Consider the following 20,756-nt stretch of genomic DNA (forward strand, 5'->3'; position numbering starts at 1 on the left):
GAGGCCATGATATCTATCGAAAACTCGGTCACCTATGCCGGTTTGTCTTAGAGCATTGCCTATTCCTATCAGAGTCAACAGTTAAGTGGGCGCGCGTTTAACCACGCAACATGTGTGTTGAATGGACACTTATGTCAATTCCATGCAATTGTATGGGAGAGTCTGCGCAATACCCCAACTACTCCAGGAGAGTTGGCCAAACGCTTACGATTAAACTTATCTGAGTATTGCTGCTCTTTCTTTTGAGCTAGCCAATCAATGGCTGATAACAACAACACCCCATCAGCTGGTCCCTCAAGCTTTATGGAGCGGCCTGTCGTGTTGTCTCTAATTATGACAGTAGGAGTGGCCGTAACCCCGGCTTTGATAGCCTCCGCAGCCTGCTGGCCGACACGCTGGGCGATCAATTTGTCAGTGGCTGCACAGGACGACAGGGCCTGGTTAGTAACACCAACAACGTTCAGATGCCCATCGAAACCCTCACCGTTGCTACGGGTCCGGTCAAAGATCTCGTCAATGGCTTGCCAGAAGGCACGTGCGCCACCAAGCGCCCCCGCACATTCTACGAGCTTGGATTCGTGTACTGCGGTCGGACCGTGCACATCCAGTGGCAGGTGATGCCACTGCAGGTTTACATCCTTCTGCTGCTGTATCCAGGTTTTCAACGCAGGTGTGTAAGTCTTGCAGTAGGGGCACTCCAGATCCGCGAACTCAGTCACAGTCCAGCGTGCTTTTGAAGGTCCAAACAACCACGGGCCTGCGCTGTGCGGGGGTGGTATCTCACTTCGAGTGAGGGCTAAGCAGGCCATCGATGTGCCTGCCAAAACGCACCCCAGCATCAACCAGTATTTGCGAAGGCCTGTCATGCCCGAGCCTCGGCTGGCTTCGATGAAAGCAGCGCTTGTTTACGGAGGGCCTCAAGAAGAGCGTTCTCAGCATTCTCGGGTTGTGGGTGCTGTAGCAGCCAGTTGGCTAAGACCGCGTGAAGTTGGGACTCAATGTCACGACGATCCACCGCACGAACCAAAACCTGTTGCAGTTGCTCTATCAAAACGGGTGCACACACCTCAAGGGTTTGAAGGGCGTCTTCACCGGGTTGTTCAAGCAGTTGGGTCAGACTTTCAATCAGATTCTGGGTCAGGGAATTCAATGCTCTCATGCTTGGCGCTCCAAGGCCGTGACTTGCTCGGGGAAAGTAATGGTGTGAGGTTCGATACCGCGATAGCGGTCAAGCGTCGCAGCAACTTCAATGGCGGCATCGAGCTCGCTGCAGCCTTTGGCTTGCATGATGTCGAAGCGTTGCTTTTTCTCTTCCGGCTCGGTCATGGCCAGGGCCAGGTACAAACTCGGTGGTACCGCTCGGAATAACATTTCCATGCTTTTGGACAACACGACGCCCTCGGTGAATTTGCCGCTTTCTTTACGCGCTGACAGCATCATCGACTTCTGTGCAGGAGTAAGTTCACGAAACCGCGCGATCTTCTCCACCTCATCAGGCGGCATGTTTAAGCACATCCACCATTCGATCATGTTTAGTAGGGCTGAGGCTTCTGGCGGCACGTCGTCAACGTTCTGGGTGGCCATCCAGAACCAGGCGCCGAGCTTTCGCCACATTTTGGTGATCTTGACGGAGTAGGGGGATAGGAGTGGGACCTTCAACTGGATGTGGCCTTCGTCGGTGAAGCAGATCAGCGGACGGCCTTTAAACTGGTCACGCTCGGCAATGTTGTTCACCGTGTTGAGCAGGGAAATATAAGCGATGGCCATCTGTGCGCTATAGCCTTCTCGCGCATAGGTGGCTAGGTCGACAATGGTAATGTCCGCTTCTGGCCATGGGGTGCCAGGACGGTTGAACATGTCGCCTTCGGTGCCCATACAGAACATGGACAAGGCTTCCGCCATCTCCAAGAATCGTGTGCTTCGGGCGTCTGGAATACCGGGTTCGAGTCCCATTTCTCGCAGCGCTTCACGGATATCTTCCGGCAGAACGATACGTTGTTCCGTGACGCATTTTTTCGCTGCATTCAGTATGCATTGGCGAATGGCGCTACGGTCGGCACGAGTAAGACGGGCATCCTCTTTTTCTTCACCACCGGTGATCATCAGCCTGGCCGCAATTTCCATCTCGCCCAGGATGTCGCGTTGTTCATCCTCGGTCTGGCTAGTCAGATGTTCGTCCGACGCCTCAAGATCATCAGCTTTGATGATCTTTACGTTTTGGCTGGGTTCGATGAGCTTCACGGCATCAGCGAATGGCGCGAGACTGACCCCCGATCCAGGCGCAAGTCGAACCCGGTTTACCGTCAAACCCAACTTTTTGGCGAAATCACCGAGTAAGCCGAAGCTGTTGCCAGCCTCCACAATGAACAGACGTGGCCGATAGATCGCAATGATTTGGCTAAGGATGTTTGTCGCGCTGGCCGATTTACCTGAACCAGTAGGGCCGAAAATGAACAAATGGGCGTTCATCTGCCGGTCCAGCTTGTTCAGCGGGTCGAAGGTTATCGGCGCTCCCCCACGGTTAAACAGGGTAATACCCGGATGCCCGGTTCCGGTCGACCTACCCCAGACGGGGGCCAGGTTCGCAATATGTTGGGCGAACATCAGTTGTGCGTACCACTCCAGTGCTTTGCGCGCATTGGGGTCGAAGTTGCCGGGTAGCCATCTAAGGTAGGAGTTCAGCGGTGCCACTTCATCCCGAGGTTCCACCGGCTCCATGCCCGCACCCAGCAATGCGCTGCTGAGTTGCAAACTGCGTTCGTGCAGCTGGGCATCGTCTTTACCCCGCAGGTAAAACGCTACGCTACCTCGGTACAGCTTGTGCTTGCGCCCGAGCAACTGACGGGCGGTGGCGACGTCTTCGCGTGTCAGGATCGAGGCCTGAGTGTCTCCAACTGCCTTGCGTGAAAGCTGTTCCAGATGCCCTTCGAGAATGTCCTGCGGGGTGATCACGAGAGTGATACAGAGAATGGTGTCCTCTGGCATTTTGTCGAACAGCGCGTTGAGCGCATCACCGCCCTTTCGGGTTTCACCGGTTAAGTGCCCGGTCTTGGGAGCATCCCTCAAGCGGTCAAGCATCACCACCTGATGGGGAAGACCGTCGAAATACCACAGACCTTTCTCTATATCTGACAGTGGTTCGCGATAAAACAGGTTTTGTGAGAAGTCGGTACCGCTGGCGAGCGGCAACTCGCCCTCTGCAGCGGGTACTTGCTTACACACCAATTCGTAGAACCGGCGAATATCTGCGTCGGCAGGGCCAAGATGATCGGGACGAGGATTGAACCAATGAATCAGCCAATGGCGAATGGCGTGGCCATCCATGCGATGGGTTTTAATGCCGGCGTTCGCCAAGCCGCCCACCAAGCGATCACAGATGATTTTCAGGTAAGGACCTGGCGCCTGGCCTCGCACATCCGCTTGCGCGCCTTGGGTACGACGGTAGACAACAACACGGACGCGGCGCTGCTGGCCCCTCCAGGGCAGTTGGCTGACCTTGGTGTCTTCAAACAGCCCGCCTGGTTTGGAGATGGATTCCAGGTGTTGCTTCATCAGCTTCAAATAAAGCTCGGTGAATGCACTGCCTTGTGCGCGTGGTTGAACGTAGTCATGCAGTTGCTGAAGGTAATCGTCCCAGCTGGTTTCGTCCTGGGCATAGAGCTGAACCACCCAGGGTGAGGTTTCAAGCTCGTCGAAGGAGTCCTGGAGGGTGTTTTCCAGGGCGTCGCGGGCCTTGCGTAACCATTCGGGATCCCGACCTTCGGTACCAATCGGTGTCAGCTCAAAAAAGGCAGCGCGAGACACGCCGTCTTCCAATAGCATGGCTTTTTCTGCAGGCAGGTAATCCACCCAGGGCAGTAGGTCTACAAACGAGGGGTTGACGTCGTATAGACGGTCAGCATCAGCGGTTGTGGCTGGCTTTTTCTTTGGGTTACGCCAATCGCTCGGCGAGGGAATACCCATGGCAGCAAGGCGTTCGTAGTAACGCCCTGTCGCAGCCTCAAACGTCTCGGTGGCTGGTCCCTGCACATCGTCAGACAACGGCGAACCTGGTGTTACGCCAGGTTCCACACGCTCTGTCGCCCGTCGCGTTTTGAATCGTTCAAAAAAACCCATCAATATGCCTCCGTGCGTTCGCCAGGCATGGCGTATTGCACCCGCTGATACAGCGGAAACACCGTGGTGTAGCCTGGGATCGGTGCCGGGTCTGAACCCGCTAAATGAGGAAAGACGTACATCACCAGGTCGGGATTGGGTAGGCGTTTAAATTGGCTGTAGATCTCGTTCTGTGCGGTACGTGTGAACATGGTGCTGTCTGTTTCCCTCGTCTCCAGAGGCCGACGAAGATCTTGGCGTGCATCGAGCAATTGGCGGCTGCTCGAGCTGCTTGAGCCGCTGGAACCTTGATCCCAAACGTCCATCATTGTGCGGTCCCCATGGGGGAGCAATTCGTCTTTGTTGGTGGAACAGGCCGAGGCGAGTAGGGCGATGGCCAGGTATGCACCTAGTTTTAAGCCATGATTAGTCAAGCGCAGTCGAAACATGACGGGCTCCTGAGCGATAGTTGACCTTGCGGCCATTGAGTTCGTAATCGATGGTCAGTTGCTGGTCCAGGTGCACAGCTATCTTTGCCCCGGGTTGTACATACACCGCTGCGAAGGCTTGCCCGTAGAGTTTGTTGACCCAGCTGGAGACGTCATTGACGCCCTGGCCAATGATTTTGCCCATGGCTTCACTGCCCGAGCCGCCGACAGAACCGATGGTCCCGGACTGAGGGTTTATAAAAGAGCCACTGTTTCCATCTGACTTGATGAGGGAGGCAGCACCTGCGCCGGCGGCGGTAATCAGTACCTGCGAGCCAATATATTGCGAGGCGTTGCTTTTGCGGTCGCCACTGATACAAGGAATGCCATAGGCATCGCTTATCCAGCCCAGGCCACCCTGAATGGTGGTTTGGTTGCCATTGTTCTGGTTGTTACTATTTTGACTGCTATTCGTTTCTTCTTGAGGTTGTGGCAGCGTGCGCACAGTGCCGTCATTGAAGACGAACGTCAGGCTTTTTATCTGACCGCGTACGCAAGACAGGGTCCAATCGCCGGAAGCCGTTCCGCTGGCAACCGCGCCGGCGACGTCGGGCAAGTCGATGCCGTTGGCCGTGAGATTGTCCGGCCCAATCAATACCTTGAACGGGTAGGGGTCGTTGACAGTGCCGTCAATGGGCACCCGGCCGATCAGCGCGGACATGGCCACCGAACCCATCAATGTCGAGTTCTGCGGCAAGGTATAGACCTTACGCACCTGTTTGCGGGCCTCCTGTGGCGAGATTTCATTCGCTACACTTTGAGCGCTCGTGCGCAGTGCATTTTGTCCTCGGTCCACGGACTCGCCAAAAGAGGTCGGGAAGTTAAAGCCGCTTGCCGTTTGATTTGACCCAGCAGCGATGGGCTTGCCGTTGACATCGACCGGCGTTGCGTCTTGCGGCTCTATCCAAACAACGTCCGCGCCAGGTCCGCCTTTGAAGCCTTGACCGTCACCTGGCTGTACGCCGAAGCCGATCGGCAAATCAGATCCTGACTCATTGCCACTGCCCGATTTGCTGCTCAGGGTATTGTACTGCTGCTGCAGTGTGTCCAAGAGGGTTTGGCTCTGTTGTTGCGCCTCCTGCTTCATCGTTTGCTGAACGTTTTGCAGTTTGTTATCGACGTTGAGGTCGATGTTCTGCAGGCGTTTTTGCAACTCGATGTTCTGTTGCTTTAGCTCGTCATTGTTCTTCAAAGCATTGGAGACTTGGTCCTTGAGTTGTCTGCTTTCCACGACAATGGTGCGCAATGTGTCGCTGGGTGTATCTCCGTCAACCCCAAGCTTTTTAGCCTCTTTCGTACTAAGTACAACCGTTTCCGGTGCATGAACCTGTTGATCGTCACTTCCGCGATTGAATAATTTGACCACTACGTATAGCGCCAGGATCGCGAACGGTATGACCAGGTATTTAACAAGTGGATTACTCTTCACGACGACCTCCCTTCGGGTCGATCTGGCTGATTGCCGCCGGCAATAACGATTCGGCTAGACCATGGCCACAGGTCACCAGGTAGACCGTCGAGGTGTCGCTGGAATCACCTTTGGCGCCAAGGTAGGGATGCTGAAAAGTCGCGGTGACAAAGTCACCCATCAGGTCACGTGGATCCAATGTGAGGTTTTGGGCGCTTGTGTTACGTAGCTTCACCGCCGTGACCCAATACTCGTCTAACCGCCACGACCCCAACGCAGAGGCTTCGATCGGCAATGTCGGCAGTAGGGTGGTGAGGTCCAAACCGTGCTTCAGATTGATCTGAGCAATCCCCTCCACGGGCTCAACGGTGCGTAGGGGCGCGTAAAGCATCTGTGCGGCATATCGCGTCATGACCACCGGAAGTGGGGTCTCACGACGCGGTTTCGGCGCGTCCTCATCCTCCTCGGCTTGAGCGCGGGCTTGGGCCGTGGAAGAAGTTGCATGGTTGCTTGGAGGTTTGGCGTTGACTTGGCCGTAACGCGGGGCGGGACTGTCCCCGGCTACAATTTTAGCCGGCTCGGATGCGACCTGATTCGGTTTCCCTACCGTTGCGATGATATCCACGAGCATGATCTCACCGGAGTTCATGATCTGCAGCTGTAAGCGAGTCGGTTCAATCGGCTCTTTCGCCAACAGGTAGAGGGCACCACCGGTGCTCTGCACGCGCAGTTTGTCGACGAGGTTACGAGGCACGCCCACCCGTACGTTTTGGTCCACAAAGACAATACGCTCCTGACCCACGATCAAGGGCAGTGCTATAGGGATACGATCCCAGCGCAGGATTTCGACGGCGTTGGCCAACCCGCAGAAGTGAAGGGCTAAGAGCCCGATTATCAGTAGGCGGCGTGTCATCATTTGCCTCCTGCTCTGGTCGTTTCTTCGGAGACTTCGATGCGTTGTGGATTACTGCTATAACAGTCCCAGGCCAGGCCGAAGGGGTTTTTTTCGGGATCGACGTCGAATCGGATAATTCTTAACGGATAGCGAGCTAATGCCCGCTTTACGCGCTCCCCGCCGTAGTGCTCGTCAGCGGTGATATCCAGGTTGACGGTCCAGTCATTGATGCTGTGCTGTTCAATATGTTGCTCAGACTTATCGTCGAGGCCTCTGCCTGGAATTTCAAATACACCCCGCTCACGTTTGCGCAGTTCCCCGCTATTGCGGCGTAGTTCGAAATCTTTCTGCAAATAGGCTTTGCAGCTGGGAGTCAGGTAGCTTTCCAAGCGGGTAATGTTGTCCTCGTAGTCGGTTTCACCGTCAACGGGCCAGCGGTTCATCTGCTGAAAAATGTACAGCCCGAAGGCATATACCGTCTCCTTTGGAATATCCCACCACTTGCGGGTGCTACCTGAACGCAGATCTGGAGGCACATGAACAGTCAGGTCACGCGGTGCGCTCTGCCAGCCATAAGCCATGTACAGACCCAGGGCAATGAGAAGGCCAATGACCATGCGCAGGCTGTTGATGTGGGCCAACTGGGCGTCTACTTTTTTACGGTAAGTCATTGAACCTCCGTTCGATGGCAGGTCCACGCACCTGTACGTGTGATCAGCAAGGCTTTATTCCAGGTCGGAAAAATCCGTGCGATGTTCAATTGCATTTGGCGGTATAGCCATGTATCAGGCCTGCCGCGTTTCCACCGACGCAAGAAACGACTGGCAAGAAACAGCCCAAGGACTGCACAGAGCATGGCTGCGCAGATGATAAGTGCCCAAATCTGGGTAAATATCGCGGCCGGAATTCCGATCAACAGCCCTGCGCCGGTACTTAGCGCCAAGGTGGCCCACATTTCATCAGCGGTAAGTCCGCCCATGATGACTGGCTGATTGTTCAATCGCACTGGAAGGAAAATCAGGGTCCCATCGTCTGAGAGTTCTGTCATTGCCACGGCTCTTTAAAGAATATTTGTAGCCTTGGTGACCAGAAAAATAGCGACACCGAGGATGGCGACACCGACTGCGGCCGTCGCCCCCAGATCTCCCCATTTCTTCTTGCCAAGTTGAATTTCGTGGTAGGTGCCGAAGGCATGCCAAGCAACACCACTGAAAATGACGGCGCAGATAATGAGGCCAAGCAAAGAAAAACCGTCAAAGGCGTAGTTCTGCATGGTTTGCATCAGGTTAGAGCCTTCCCCCCGGGTAGGAGGCTGAGACTGCGGAAGAGCCGCCATGGCCAGTTGGGGGAGAGCAAGCAACCCGATCAGCATGCGGCCCGGTTTTAATAATGAAGTCATGGTGTATCTCCCATAGGGTCAACTAAGAACAAATGTGGTGAGGATCATGCAAAGCAGCAGGATGCGGACGACCGAGGTCGAGGCAATCGTTCGATCAAGGTTGCCAGTGGCCCATCCTCGGTAGCAGCTCCAGATAGCCCAGGCGCCCCACATGAAGATGATGGCTACAGCGACGCCGGCGAAAAACAGGTAGCTCGTCGAGGCAGGGAACCCTCCCGCTGCTTGAAACGCAGCAGCCTGAGCGCCGCTCATGCTCATGGCTTGCGTCCTTCTGTCGTGTATTGGCCTGACAGCTCAACAGGATCACGCGGCTGGGCTCGGGATGGGGTTAGATAGCCCTCCAACCCATGACGAATTCGGGCGATATCACCTGCTAGGCGCTGGTAATCGAAGAAGTAACGCTTGCCAGGTTCGTCGGCCACTTGAGCGCTACGACGTGCGGTGTCCTCCAAGGCATTTAACTGGCGGATCATCACGTCCAAGTTGGCCTGTTCAGAGGCTGAAGCAGCGGCCGCATGAGAGACAGGCAGACTGCATCCGATAAGTACGATGAGACCTGGCAAGGCAATTCGGCGAGTGAGTGCAGTGAGACGCGGGTACTGGATCACGGCTGGGCTCTAGTCATTCCTGATGCCGTAAGCTTGCCGTGATCAAGCTATGGTCGCCGCAAGAAAACCATATTCAGGACTGTAAGGATTTCTTCTGGCGGTACTGACATCATCAATCGCAGTGGATAGGGCGTTTGAAGAACAGCAGATACCCGATGGGCAAGGCGAATCCGTAAGCCCAGCCTTGGGCGTTTTGATTGCCAACCTTGACTTCTCCTTTGACCACGGGCTGCACGCTGACCAGCTCCCAGCCTTCGCTGCCTAATTGAGCAAGGCGGTTTTGACGTTCATAATCTTCCAGAAAACCCTGGGTGTCGGGTTCAGTGGTGGGCTCTTCGGACTTGAACATGAAGAGCTTTTTGGTTCTGACAACGTACTGAAAGGGAGAGAACTCAGTGTGGTATTCAAATTTCTGATGGCCCATGGCGACGTCCTCGATGTGCAGAGCTATCAGGGTTTCAATAATGAGCGCGTGCCAGCAATCTGAAATAGTTTGTCGCTAAGCGCGTGATTTCAGAGGTTTGGCTGGAGATGTTCGATAGCTGCCCGTCACGCACGGCAGAAATCGGCCAGAAGCAGCCATTTGATAGCGAGTCACACCGCATCCATCTCAGCACAGATGCGTCTGTCGCAAGTTGGCTGAGACGGCCTCTAAAGGAGTTACCTGATGAGACTCAATCGCGCGCCGACTCCGCTGCCGCAACCGCCATGGCATCAATTAGCTGCGCAGATGCGCTAGAGATGGGAACATAGCCGCGCATCAGGATTTGTGCACTCCGTCTATACGCAGCTGCCCGAACATCGATAGTGTCGCCATCAGTGCTTACACTGACAGTAGTATCCAATTTGCCAGCTGGGTTCTCGATACTCACTTCGATATCCGAATACGCACCCAATGGGCAGCTCACACCAACAGCCACATCATGCGCGATCGTCCCCGGAAGCAAGCAAGCGGCTGCAAGACAGCAGCCGCCAGAAACAGCCATCGAAGCGTGGCCTGTCTGAGGCGTGAAATACCGCACCGCAATATGGCCCCCGTGACGCGGGGTGCCCACGATGCACACTTTGGGAATGGTTTCGCTACGTTCCAACTCCGAAACGCTCATCAGCTCGCCATCCCGGCCACGAAGCTGCATCTTGAGGCCAGCCTCAATCCAGACTCGCCGTAGCCTGGCCATAAACAGGGTGTCAGCCTCAAGTTCTGAAATCGCCTCATGGCCCGTTTTGCCAAAGCTAGCCGCATCAGCGATCACCATAGGCACAGCGACATCCACACACGAGACCTTGTGCCCGGCGACGATGTCAACGACTTGGCCTGTTGGCAAAAGAGTGCCGGTCTTGTTGCCCACCGGAGATTGAAGAAACAAATCAACGCGGGGAAAAGCTCCTGGAACGCCTGGAATCTCGGCGTTCACAAATCGGCCTAGGACATTGCGTGACATGCGCGCAACAGTGAGGACGCCTGTGTTGGTGTTCTTTATTTGGGCCTCAAAGCTTCCAGTTGCAGGCGCCTCTATCAGCCCAGCGTCAATAGCCCATAGCAGCAGAGCAGAAGACATATTGCCGCAATTCACGCTCCAGTCTATATCGCTATGATCACTAGCCAACTGGGCGAGCGTACTGACGATCTGGCGTCCCGTCGGAGTATCCTCAACCCGAGCCAAAAACACTTTGTTACTGGTTGCTGGCCCCCTTCCGAGCCCGGTTATCTGACGATTCCCAGGCAGATGTCCTGCAAGAGGAACTCCCATGAGGTGGCGCAACAGCTCTGCTCGCAACAATTTGTCACGTGGCAGCAAAGGCTCCCAAATCACTACACCTGTCGAAGTGCCACCTCTCATGTAATGCACTGGCAACTCCATCACGCCAGCATGCATCCGAGATGCTAAAGCCATTTTGGGAGACGGGAAACATAGGTAGTTTGAACATCTACAACTCCACAAATAATTGAGGGAGCCCTTAGATAGGCTCCTACACGGATCCCCTGCTGGCGCTGGCCGGTGAGTTCCGCCACGTACTAATGATAGTCTGGGCACCAGCTATTGCTTGCCAACTCCTAGGCAACTGATGTTTTCACTGGCAATTGCGACACGGCGCAACAAGTATCCATACTAGTTCGCTCTCAGTTCAAATCCCATACTACTCGGCGCGTTGACCATCGGCGGGCCAGCGCTGCTTGACAGTACTATAGGCTCAGCGCTTGGCAGAGCGGCATTCAACACGACCTGGCTATTGGTCTATCTGCAATCGTTATTCCTGCTACGGAAGCATCGTGATGAGCAAGACACCTGATACATGGCTCGCATTGCCAGTCAGCCGTGGTGGTTACCCCACGCTCCTCGCTCTAAACTTACTCGCAGGATGGACCATACTCGGCTGGTTCAAAGCCTATCGTTTGGCACTCGAGGAACTGCGATAGCAGGATCGAAACGCGCTTGAGAGTTCAGATCAAGAGTAATAAAATCTGGGCACTTTTTTGATGCCTGGCTGTCAACCCTGCATCACCGCTAAGCTAGTACGCTGTCATGCACTGCTGGAAAAAAAATTCGCTGATTGAAAAACTAGAACGAAGCCTGCCTGGGCAGCAGGTAGATTGCGTTTTGATCAATGGATGGATAGCTACCGTTTTCGTCAGGCAACCAGAGCATGGCTCAATGTTTTGCACGACAGGCATCAACCTGGCCGATCTTGAAGACGGCTCAAGCGTTCATAGGCTTGCGGAGGAGCTTATATTTGAGATCGATATGTCCAGGAGAGAGAAAAGCTGAAGAACTCTTGCTGTAGCATCCTAATTGTTCACCAAATATCTTTGAGCACGCGGTCCACATTACGGTCTTTTATTTTCGCTTAACCCCGGCTGGACAATTTATCTAGCCAGCGGCCTCGCAACATCACTTCCTCTTTTATCTCCGCAACCAGCTTCGCAATCGCCGGATTCGAACTCAGGGTACGCGCGTCGATACCAGTCACCGTCAATTCGACTTGGTGCGTAATGTCGTTGGCCAGTTGAAGGCAAAGAATGTATCCGCAGCCGACTTTGCAAGTGCACAGAGTGGGTAAAAAGGCTGTTTCAAGGATACGGCGCAATTCAAAAGCCGAAATCATCGGACCATACTCCATGTTGGACTTCGTATTGGCAGTGCTGCCAGATAGAGAGAATGCCTCAAGGCAGCACCGTCTACATGGGTCGTCCAGAATTGTTCAGTTTCCTCCTAGACGCTACACGCGGCAATGTGGGCGACGCGCTGGAGACGGTCGGCGAGAACGCAGGGCACACTAAGCGGGGGGATCTCTCGGTTTAAGCAGATGACCTCCTGAACAAGGGCCTTTGGTGAGATCAGAACCGCGCTCTAGAGCATCGCGCCCAAGAAGTGTGTAGACCCCATGAGCCCATTCAGAGAGAAGCGCATGACCTCTGACATTCAGTAAGCGTCCGGTGGAGACACCTTGACGCCTTCATTCCCACAGACACAACGGCTCCAAAACCGCAATCACTAGCAGGGCTTTGCACCAGTTCTGGCAGTAGAGGGCTAGGTAAATTCGATCAGTGGCTGATCAGCACGTCGATGCCATCTGCCTTATCGTGAACACCGAATCGATCACGAGTGGGTTGCCCGGCCCATACCGATAACATCGACCAGCCCCCCTCACGACGAAGCTTGACCACGACCTTATCCAGCACTGCGATTCCCGTGATGTCCCAGAAGTGAGCCTCACGTAGGTCTATCGTGAGGGTCTCAGGTTTCTCATTGAGGTTGACGGCATTAGTGAATTGATATGCTGAACCAAAGAACACCTGTCCGACCAAGAAGCACGTACCGCGACCATGTTTAGGATCATATTTCGAGGCGATGTTCAAGTAGTGCGCAATTTTGTTAGCGAAGAACTGGCCGCTAGCAAGGTACGCGCTACTGCGCCATAAGCGAGGCTATGCTTAGCGACGACCACGAACGCCATCACAATGTTCGTAGAGAGCGAGTACTCATCGAGGTTGCGAAAGGAATTCGGACTGAACGTACTGATGACACCATGATCATCCCAGCGACCAGGGCGGCCGTCGATATGCGGGCCAGCCAATCACCTAAGAAGATCATCATGATCAGTGGCACTACCCCTGCGATCAGCGTCGGCAAGCGAGTTCGACCACCAGAGTTCACGTTCATCATCGACTGACCGATATGCATAGCCCGCCATACCGCCAATGAGTCCGCTCGCGAACCTTGACCTTTGCACTCACAGCTCTTATCGCTGAACGTGTCGCTCAGGTATCGACGATGGTCGCAATCATCATCGACTCCAGCAATCCCACTATGGCCAACGCAACGGCGTAATGAAGCACGATAAGTAGAGTACTCAGGGGCCGCGGCACCTCAGGCAATATGAACATCGGCAAGCTATCAGGCTTTGCACCCATATCCCCAACGGTACGGATTTGAAGTCTCATAGAAGCCGAAATAGCGGTGAGCATCAAAATGCAAACCAGTGGTGAAGGAGCCGCTTACCCAGCATCGGTAAGCGTGGGAACAGATAGATTATTGCCAATCCCCGGCAGTCACTGTGTAGACCGGCCAGTTGACGCCAGTGATCTCTGGCAAATGTGCTATAAAAATGAGGAGCGCGAGCGTCTTGATGAATCAGGCCACGACCGAGCGTGATTAGAAACGCATTAACTCCCCTAAGCGCAAGTAACCAGCGATGATCTGCAATACGCTGCAGAGTAGCGCGGCGACCAACAAATATTGAAGACCATGATCCTTGACCAGATTCATCATCAATAACGCTATGGCGCCAGTGGCTACCAAGATCATTGCAGGACGTCCGTCTACCAAGGCAATAATGGTACGGCTGCAGAAGGAGGAATACAGGTCAACCTTGGGGTCAACTCCGGTAAAGATGGAGAACGTGATCTACATGGCGCGCTTAGGCGGCGATGAGTTCGCTATCTTGCTGACGCCTTTGCATAACGCGCAGTACATTGCCGACAAGGTCGTCGCATGTATAGACGCCCCTATCGAACTTCTCGGCAGCCCGCAGATAATTTCCTCACTCAATATCGGTATTGCTCTATATTCAGAGCATAGCGCCACTCCCGGTGCGTTGCTTAATGCCGTCAATATCGGCGATATATCAACAGCCGTGTCTATCGCATTTAATGTTCCCCATAGGAGTTAATCCCTTGTTCTCAATCGGACGTTTTGTGTTAATCACGTTAGTGTTAGCTCTTCTGGCCGTGAGCGGCTGCCAGACGATCGCGAGCAAAGGCCTGACGCCAACGCAAGTGGCTGCTCTCAAACAGCAAGGTTTTGAGCTGACGGATGATGGCTGGACCTTCGGCCTATCGGGCAAAGTATTGTTTGGCAGCGACGTTGAAACCCTTAACCAGCCCAGCACCGATATCGTTAAACGTATCGGCAGGGCGCTTATAGATGTAGGGATCGAACGCTTGCGTATCGACGGCCACACCGACGCCTCGGGAACAGAGACCTACAATCAGCAACTGTCCCTTCGACGAGCCGAAAGCGTCAGCAATATCCTAATCAGTGTAGGTATGACAAAAGAAAATATTCAAATGCGTGGGCTGGGTAGCACCGAACCGGTGGCACCGAACACTACGGTGGCAGGGCGTACGGAGAATAGGAGAGTGTCAATAGTAGTTATCGCGGGTTGACCGCGGTACCGAATACCAACATTGAATCGCCCCGGGTTTCGTAGACACCTCCATGCCTTAAAATGAGGCCAATTAGGGGGGGCCATGAGCAACCCGCGTTATCCCGAAGAATTCAAAATCCAAGCAGTCAATCAAGTGACCGAAAAAAAGCTGCCTGTCGCTGAGGTAGCGGCCCGTCTCGGCGTGTCGACGCATAGCCTCTATGCCTGGATAAAGCGCTACAGCAAACCTCAAGAAGAACGGCAGCAGGATGATGATCAGCACGCTGAGCTACGTCGTCTGCGAGCGGAACTCAAGCGCGTTACTGAAGAGCGAGACATGTTAAAAAGGCCGCCGCGTACTTTGCCAAGGAGTGCGGCTGAAGTACGCCTTTATCAAGCAGCGCGCACGCGACTATTCGATTCGACGGCTTTGCCTGACGCTGAAAGTCCATCCCAGCGGTTATTACGCCTGGCTGTCTGAGCCGCAATCTGTACGCGCCAAAGACGACCAGCGACTGCTGGGTTTGATCAAGCATTCCTGGCTGGAGAGCGGCGGCGTTTATGGCTATCGCAAAATCCACGACGATCTGCGCGAGGTCGGTGAGGATTGTGGTCGTCATCGTGTGGCGAGGCTGATGCGTATTGAAGGTCTGTGTTCTCAGACAGGTTATCGACGCGGCCCTGGAAAGTACGGCGGTAAGCCAGCGGTCGTCTCACCCAATTTGCTGAAGCGCCAGTTCGATGTTGTGGAACCCAACAAGGTTTGGGTAACCGACATCACGTACATTCGTACGTGTGAAGGCTGGTTGTATTTGGCGGTGGTACTGGATCTGTTTTCTCGGCAGGTCGTTGGCTGGTCAATGAAGTCGCAGATGACCAGTGATTTGGCTATTGATGCGTTATTGATGGCGGTTTGGAGGCGTAAACCGAAGCAAGAGGTGATGGTTCATTACGACCAAGGCGGCCAATACAGCAGTTCCGATTAGCGCAGCTTTTTAAAGGCAAACAATTTGGTTGCAAGTATGAGTCGCCGAGGCAACTGTCATGACAACGCCGTGGCCGAGAGCTTTTTCCAGCTTCTGAAACGGGAACGGATGAAGCGAAAAATCTACACCACGCGGGAAGATGCTCGGAGTGATGTGTTCGATTACATCGAGATGTTCTACAACGTAAAACGCCGCCATGGTTTCAAGAGTCAGCTGTCACCGGTAGGGTTTGAAAAGCGTTACGCAATGAGCTTGCAAGGTGTCTAGAGAATCCGGGGCGATTCACTCATTCTTCAAAGCCATTCCCCACGCGGGAGCCTTTTCGTACCTCCCGCCCCCCCATTGAACATTTTTGGCCCCGCTGCTCTCTCCATCTCAGGCTTCCTGTGTAGTTTTGGATGAACAACTATTGCTACTGGGACCGACAAGTTAACCCTCGCTACACCATGAAAAATCCCGCACTAAAGAAGTGAGCCTCGCATCCCTATGGGGCGACTCACCGTTTTCGAAGTTCTTGACTTATCAAGAGTGCATTCTCACGCAACGCTTGAGCACAGGGTGAAAGTTCGCGATAAGCTAAAGCCAGAATATACGGCACGGGAGTGCCTGGCCCTGTAATTTCGCGGCATACAAGCCTTCCTGGCTGACTTTGCGCATACAGTCGCGGCATCAGCGCAATGCCTATTTCTCCCGCCACAAGGCCTGCGGTAGTTTGCATTTGACGCGGATGCTGGATGACACGTGGAGCAAAACCAGCTTCTCCACACGCCTGCAATATCGCGGCATGCATACCAGGCCCATGATGTTGAGCGAAAAGTACCCAAGGCTCGTCCGCAAGTTCTGACAAACTCAGGCTCCCTATTTTAGCAAGATGATGACTTTCCGGTAACACCGCGACCATTTGATCCTCAATCAATGGTTCAAGTCGAATATTACCGGCATCCCTGACGGGCAAGACTAGAATACCAATGTCCAGTTGGTCATTACGCAAACCTTCTATTTGCTCTGGTGGGGTGGCCTCCATCAATTGAATATCAACCCCAGGGTTGGTGCTCTGAAAGCTGCGTAGTAAAGCAGGCAGAAAGCTGCTGAGGGTGCTGTCGACGAAGCCGAGGCGGACTGACCCGACCGCTCCAGCAGCACTGCGGCGAGCTGCCTCACACGCGTGCTCAGCCTGCGCGAGGGTTCTTCGCGACTCCACCAAAAATACCTCACCTGCAGGGGTCAGCTTTGTAGAACGCGGACTTCTCACTATTAATTCGACACCGAGCAACTCTTCCAGCCTTCTGATAGCCAAGCTCAACGGCGGCTGAGACATATTGAGGCGAAGCGAGGCCTTACGAAAATTCAAGGTTTCGGCTACTGCAACGTACTGGCGCATCAGTCGCAAATCGATCATTTGATACCTTTTTTATATCAACCCAAAACAAAAGGAGTATTTTAACTATCGACAGAATCTGCATAAAATTGCTTTTCAATAGAGTAACGATGTAACGAGTTACCGAATAACACGCTAAATCAGCTAGTCGCAGGCCAAAAGTGAATGCTCGCACATTTATGGCAAGCCACTCTCGACGGAGTAAAAATGGCAATGACCGGGTGCAGCTTAAGTCAAGGCTGCCGATATCTACCTTCCCGGTCGCTCATAGTAGAGATGCAAATTACCAGCATCTACAGTAAGCAGCTTGGTCTCTCCGAGCGATTCAGGCAAGGGTTGCAGCAGACGCCATCATCACGTGCGGAACCATGGGGGTGTTCGACCTGCGACCAGCGTAATCTTCGCTCGGGATCGGGTTAGAACATAACCGGCTGTCACTGTCGGCGTGTTTTTTGGCGATGTGCCTGGTAAGCCTGATAAAAACGACTCTATCGGCGCTGAATTTGATGCATCTCCCTGGAGTGAACTCTCTGGCGGCGAGGAAGATCACGAACAAGTTAATCTAGGCCATAGCCAAGCGAAGGATGCGATACGATTGATCGATGTCTATATGGGTAAGGAGCGCAATTACGGCAAGGCGTAACGAAATTTGGAGCCACTTTCGTGATAGCTGATGGCCAGGATAGGCAGTGATCTCCTGGTCCCAGGTTCACTACGATGAGGCAACTCATTTGGACTGCGTGACGCTTAAATCCAAGGGGGTAAAACAATAGGGCGGACGCTTCACACACTCTGGATTGTGAAAACGCACATACAGTGATCAAGGGCCACGTACGCATCCACGGTGAGGAGACCAACGCTCGCTGGTTCAATGCGCTGCTGTCCAGCCGTTGGATGGTGCGTATCACAACGGCAAGCTCGCGAAATTCGCTCATCGTTACTAGATCAAGCCCAATGGAGTTTCAACTGACGCATTGATCTGATCGCACTGATGCCACCCTTGCTTTTAGCTCCACCAGGCTCCAGTCACATACGCCGTGTAACATGCTAGTGTTATCGGCTGAAGCGGAGTCCTAATTAGGAACAATTCCGATGACAACAAGCGCTGGAGTGTGATTTATTTGTCTAGGATACACACTTTCTTTAATCTTTCATTAAACAAGATTCACAGCCTAAACCCAAACCGGACAGCAACTTCGCGACTATTCTCGCGAATAATAAGCTATCTGGAGAGGTCTCGGCCTAACGAGAACTCCTTACTGATTTTTCAGTATAGACCTGATAAAGCACATATCTTTTATGGAGGCTCGACATGTGAAAAAAACGCACAGCAGTATAGCGCTTTCATCGAAACTAACTAGAGAGTACCAAAGGAAAATGAGTTAAGAACTCAATCAAACTATTATGCACGACCTTGTCACATATAAAAAACTAAAATTCAACACCCTGAAGCAATTCTGCAATTTGCGTCTAGACAAGAAGCCAGCACTTAAAGTGGATAGAAATACTTTAAAAACTCAAGAAGGAGCTACACCTCTTTTTCTTTGTGGTGGATAAAAATGACTGAAACCAAGAAAATAGAATTTACTAATTTAGTAAATGTCGTACTCGACACCCTAGTATGTTCTTGCCCGCTACCGCTGACCCTCACCGTCGAAACCTTCAATCTTCCAAAAGGTAGCTACGAAGTAAACCTGCATCCCACCCCTTACATTGGTGGTCACTACAACCAAACTCCTGAAGAAAAATATTTGGAAAGTACCTTGGAATGGCTTCTGGCGGAGGGATTTATTAGAAAGCTTGACACAAACGAATACGTTGCGACACTGAAAACTTTGCAGTTGTATGAATGGTCGCCCAAACTCTGTACGACAAGTTAATCTAAGTAAAATCGTCACCATGTGCTACTGACCGTTTGAAACATCCCCGACTAGTGTGCTGTTCAACTCATATTGTTCACCCATGTTTAAACCGTAGTGGGATTGCCAGCGCAGGCTATTATAGAATGGCTACCGTACGACTGCTCACAATTCATTATAAGAAAATGGTGTAGACGAAGCCTAATGGCTCCAATGCCAACGTTCGGAAGCCCAGCAGTACACCGCTCCCACATCATCACCCGGCAGCCGCAATTAATGGAAAAAACATTCATCTGCCGCATCATTTCCCACAAACAGGAACCTTGTGCTCACCCCTCTCCATTTCGTCAGAGTTCTTGCAAATTTCTGATGATCTGAACAAAAAATACAAAGCTAGCAATGATCAAGCATTATTCCCCCAGTCTCAAACACTAAAGCTCTTAAAGTCAAATTGGCGGCTACCTGTAGCTTAGGAGAGTGCTGATGTTTTGAGGTGAAGGTGGAGGCAAATCGTAGGCGTGGCCGGCCTTCTCCAGCCCCATTCGTAACTAGAGCAAGGTCGGTTCATTAATTTAAATCAAGTCTGCTATATGTGCATTATTCAATCGTTGGTAGCAAGAAGTCTGCGTTAGACAGATACCCACTGATACCTCAACAACTGTTCAATCCTGCTAGTCCGTTGCGTAGGCAGTCGAATTAGCACATCTGTAAGATAAGGGTATGAGGTAGGCCCGTTGAGCCGTGTAGACTGGATCAAAACCATAACCGCCGCCGCTCGCTTGCCAATGCGGAGCGACCCGGCCAACGACCAGTTCTAGCGTCCATGACCTTATCTGGTTTTCCACTTAATTATTATCCATGGGTACAGTCCCATCGTCTCAGGCGGTCTCAGACTTTTTTAAATTATCTGGTACAAATTTCGTTATAGATTCGGACCCTAAGAGGAAAGCAAGGCTTAAACATTGACGCGTGAGCAAGCCTTGGCCACGGATGGCAACCGCTTTAACTTTATCTCCGAACAAGATGAAGAAGGATCGGAGCGAGCTCGTTGGACGCTCATTCAAATTTGGCATAGCACATCCTTGAGGCCTTCGTTGTGGATAATCGCAGACTCGATTTACGGTGGTGCAGAGTATCGTCCCCTCGGAGTGCACTGCGGCACAATTGCAAATCCTGCCCAAGATCAGGGGCTACCTGTCGGTATTTGCATGGACGCTGGGTCAATGAGTGACGTGCGCGAACGGAAGCTTCTGTTTTGGGCAGGCCTAGCTGGAGTGCTTGCTGCGATGAGCTGGATCGTAGGTGACATTTTCATTGTCGGGCATATAGTTGACCACGCCGCGTACCCACTGTTGTTTACAACCTACGCGGACCGCATAGATATCAGCTTCGCCGAACATTTGGTCGGCGTTTCGCGAGAGCGATTGATGACTGGTGCTCTAATCGCGGTTTTTACGATGCCGCTGTATCTGGTCGGTGGCTGGCATCTGTGGTGCGGCATCCGTTCCGTTGGGCGTATCTGGGCACTGACTGCGGCGTTATTGATGTTCGCTGGCTACGCGTTTTCGCCATTCGCACATGCCGCCTTTTACTTCGTAGGGGCCCTCTATCAGACGCTACTGATTACTGAACCATCTGTGCACCCTTCCCTGCTGGCACTGGCCGGTGAGTTCCGCCACATACTAATGATTGTCTGGGCACCATCTGTCGCTTGCCAATTCCTAGGCATGCTGATGTTTTCACTGGCCATTGCGACAGGGCGCAGCGAGTATCCGTACTGGTTCGCTCTCAGTTCAAATCCCATGCTACTCGGCGCGTTGACCATCGGCGGGCCAGCGCTGCTTGACGGTACGATAGGCTCAGCGCTTGGCAGCGCCGCATTTAACACGACTTGGCTATTGGTCTATCTGCAATCGTTACTCCTGCTCCGGAAGCATCGCGATGAGTAAAACTTCTGATACGTGGCTCGAGTTGCCAGTCAGCCGTGGTGA

19 protein-coding genes and 3 pseudogenes are annotated in these 20,756 nt (G+C 53.0%); 5 read left to right on the top strand and 17 right to left on the bottom strand.

From position 1 onward, the window contains the following. Positions 1 to 134: 134 nt before the first annotated feature. The 15 genes and pseudogenes from J1G33_RS00135 to J1G33_RS00205 all read right to left on the bottom strand — a co-directional run. Complete coding sequence (locus J1G33_RS00135) at positions 135 to 866, bottom strand: thioredoxin domain-containing protein (protein WP_223017505.1); 732 nt, start codon at positions 864 to 866, stop codon at positions 135 to 137. After that, positions 863 to 1,159, bottom strand: coding sequence for a hypothetical protein (locus J1G33_RS00140; protein ID WP_008437414.1), 297 nt, complete (start codon positions 1,157 to 1,159; stop codon positions 863 to 865). The genes J1G33_RS00135 and J1G33_RS00140 overlap by 4 nt, the downstream gene beginning before the upstream one ends. After that, positions 1,156 to 4,116, bottom strand: a complete 2,961-nt coding sequence (locus tag J1G33_RS00145) for a conjugative transfer ATPase (protein WP_223017506.1) — start codon at positions 4,114 to 4,116, stop codon at positions 1,156 to 1,158. The genes J1G33_RS00140 and J1G33_RS00145 overlap by 4 nt, the downstream gene beginning before the upstream one ends. Continuing rightward, complete coding sequence (locus J1G33_RS00150) at positions 4,116 to 4,544, bottom strand: TIGR03751 family conjugal transfer lipoprotein (RefSeq protein WP_057710725.1); 429 nt, start codon at positions 4,542 to 4,544, stop codon at positions 4,116 to 4,118. Before J1G33_RS00150 ends, J1G33_RS00145 begins: the two co-directional genes overlap by 1 nt. Next, positions 4,522 to 6,012 carry a TIGR03752 family integrating conjugative element protein gene (locus J1G33_RS00155; RefSeq protein ID WP_223017507.1) on the bottom strand — a complete coding sequence of 497 codons (1,491 nt, stop codon included), beginning with the start codon at positions 6,010 to 6,012 and terminating at the stop codon, positions 4,522 to 4,524. Before J1G33_RS00155 ends, J1G33_RS00150 begins: the two co-directional genes overlap by 23 nt. Further along, on the bottom strand, positions 6,002 to 6,904 hold the full coding sequence (locus J1G33_RS00160) for a TIGR03749 family integrating conjugative element protein (protein WP_223017690.1): 903 nt from the start codon (positions 6,902 to 6,904) through the stop codon (positions 6,002 to 6,004). Before J1G33_RS00160 ends, J1G33_RS00155 begins: the two co-directional genes overlap by 11 nt. Beyond that, entirely contained in the window at positions 6,904 to 7,557 is a 654-nt protein-coding gene (locus J1G33_RS00165) for a PFL_4703 family integrating conjugative element protein (protein WP_223017508.1), read from the bottom strand. The genes J1G33_RS00160 and J1G33_RS00165 overlap by 1 nt, the downstream gene beginning before the upstream one ends. Next, complete coding sequence (locus J1G33_RS00170; RefSeq protein ID WP_223017509.1) at positions 7,554 to 7,934, bottom strand: TIGR03750 family conjugal transfer protein; 381 nt, start codon at positions 7,932 to 7,934, stop codon at positions 7,554 to 7,556. The genes J1G33_RS00165 and J1G33_RS00170 overlap by 4 nt, the downstream gene beginning before the upstream one ends. 12 nt (positions 7,935 to 7,946) lie before the next feature. Then, the gene (locus tag J1G33_RS00175) at positions 7,947 to 8,285 is read right to left on the bottom strand and encodes a TIGR03745 family integrating conjugative element membrane protein (RefSeq protein WP_065935690.1); all 339 of its coding nucleotides are present in this window, start codon (positions 8,283 to 8,285) and stop codon (positions 7,947 to 7,949) included. Between the two features lie 18 nt (positions 8,286 to 8,303). Continuing rightward, a complete protein-coding gene (locus tag J1G33_RS00180) occupies positions 8,304 to 8,543 on the bottom strand; it encodes a TIGR03758 family integrating conjugative element protein (protein ID WP_223017510.1) in 240 nt (79 codons plus the stop codon). Then, positions 8,540 to 8,854, bottom strand: coding sequence for an RAQPRD family integrative conjugative element protein (locus tag J1G33_RS00185; RefSeq protein ID WP_347709524.1), 315 nt, complete (start codon positions 8,852 to 8,854; stop codon positions 8,540 to 8,542). The genes J1G33_RS00180 and J1G33_RS00185 overlap by 4 nt, the downstream gene beginning before the upstream one ends. 151 nt (positions 8,855 to 9,005) lie before the next feature. Beyond that, on the bottom strand, positions 9,006 to 9,317 hold the full coding sequence (locus J1G33_RS00190) for a hypothetical protein (RefSeq protein WP_223017512.1): 312 nt from the start codon (positions 9,315 to 9,317) through the stop codon (positions 9,006 to 9,008). A gap of 250 nt (positions 9,318 to 9,567) precedes the next feature. Beyond that, the gene (locus J1G33_RS00195; RefSeq protein WP_223017513.1) at positions 9,568 to 10,788 is read right to left on the bottom strand and encodes a PrpF domain-containing protein; all 1,221 of its coding nucleotides are present in this window, start codon (positions 10,786 to 10,788) and stop codon (positions 9,568 to 9,570) included. Positions 10,789 to 11,740: 952 nt separating this feature from the next. Then, positions 11,741 to 11,998, bottom strand: a complete 258-nt coding sequence (locus J1G33_RS00200) for a DUF1652 domain-containing protein (RefSeq protein WP_186526937.1) — start codon at positions 11,996 to 11,998, stop codon at positions 11,741 to 11,743. A gap of 439 nt (positions 11,999 to 12,437) precedes the next feature. Then, positions 12,438 to 13,794: pseudogene (locus J1G33_RS00205) on the bottom strand (SulP family inorganic anion transporter); the annotation flags it as partial. A gap of 10 nt (positions 13,795 to 13,804) precedes the next feature. Here J1G33_RS00205 and J1G33_RS27805 point away from each other — a divergent pair. The 3 genes and pseudogenes from J1G33_RS27805 to J1G33_RS00220 all read left to right on the top strand — a co-directional run bounded on the left by J1G33_RS27805 (position 13,805) and on the right by J1G33_RS00220 (position 15,795). Further along, complete coding sequence (locus J1G33_RS27805) at positions 13,805 to 14,065, top strand: diguanylate cyclase (protein WP_347709525.1); 261 nt, start codon at positions 13,805 to 13,807, stop codon at positions 14,063 to 14,065. Positions 14,066 to 14,069: 4 nt separating this feature from the next. Next, entirely contained in the window at positions 14,070 to 14,561 is a 492-nt protein-coding gene (locus J1G33_RS00215; RefSeq protein WP_223017514.1) for an OmpA family protein, read from the top strand. 84 nt (positions 14,562 to 14,645) lie between these two features. After that, positions 14,646 to 15,795, top strand: a pseudogene (locus J1G33_RS00220) (IS3 family transposase). Between the two features lie 229 nt (positions 15,796 to 16,024). On the opposite strand, the gene J1G33_RS00225 reads toward J1G33_RS00220, so the two are convergent. Beyond that, positions 16,025 to 16,927, bottom strand: coding sequence for a LysR family transcriptional regulator (locus J1G33_RS00225; RefSeq protein WP_223017515.1), 903 nt, complete (start codon positions 16,925 to 16,927; stop codon positions 16,025 to 16,027). A gap of 1,538 nt (positions 16,928 to 18,465) precedes the next feature. On the opposite strand from J1G33_RS00225, the gene J1G33_RS00230 reads away from it, so the two are divergent. Further along, positions 18,466 to 18,786 (top strand): hypothetical protein, encoded by a 321-nt coding sequence (locus J1G33_RS00230; RefSeq protein WP_223017516.1) that lies wholly within the window; start codon positions 18,466 to 18,468, stop codon positions 18,784 to 18,786. 607 nt (positions 18,787 to 19,393) lie between these two features. On the opposite strand, the pseudogene J1G33_RS00235 reads toward J1G33_RS00230, so the two are convergent. Further along, positions 19,394 to 19,643 (bottom strand): annotated as a pseudogene (locus J1G33_RS00235) (transposase domain-containing protein); the annotation flags it as partial. Between the two features lie 345 nt (positions 19,644 to 19,988). On the opposite strand from J1G33_RS00235, the gene J1G33_RS00240 reads away from it, so the two are divergent. Next, positions 19,989 to 20,714, top strand: coding sequence for a DUF6796 family protein (locus J1G33_RS00240; protein WP_223017517.1), 726 nt, complete (start codon positions 19,989 to 19,991; stop codon positions 20,712 to 20,714). Positions 20,715 to 20,756 lie beyond the last annotated feature (42 nt).

Origin of the sequence: Pseudomonas sp. P867 (genome assembly GCF_019891455.1) — a bacterium.
GTDB lineage: Bacteria > Pseudomonadota > Gammaproteobacteria > Pseudomonadales > Pseudomonadaceae > Aquipseudomonas > Aquipseudomonas synxantha_A.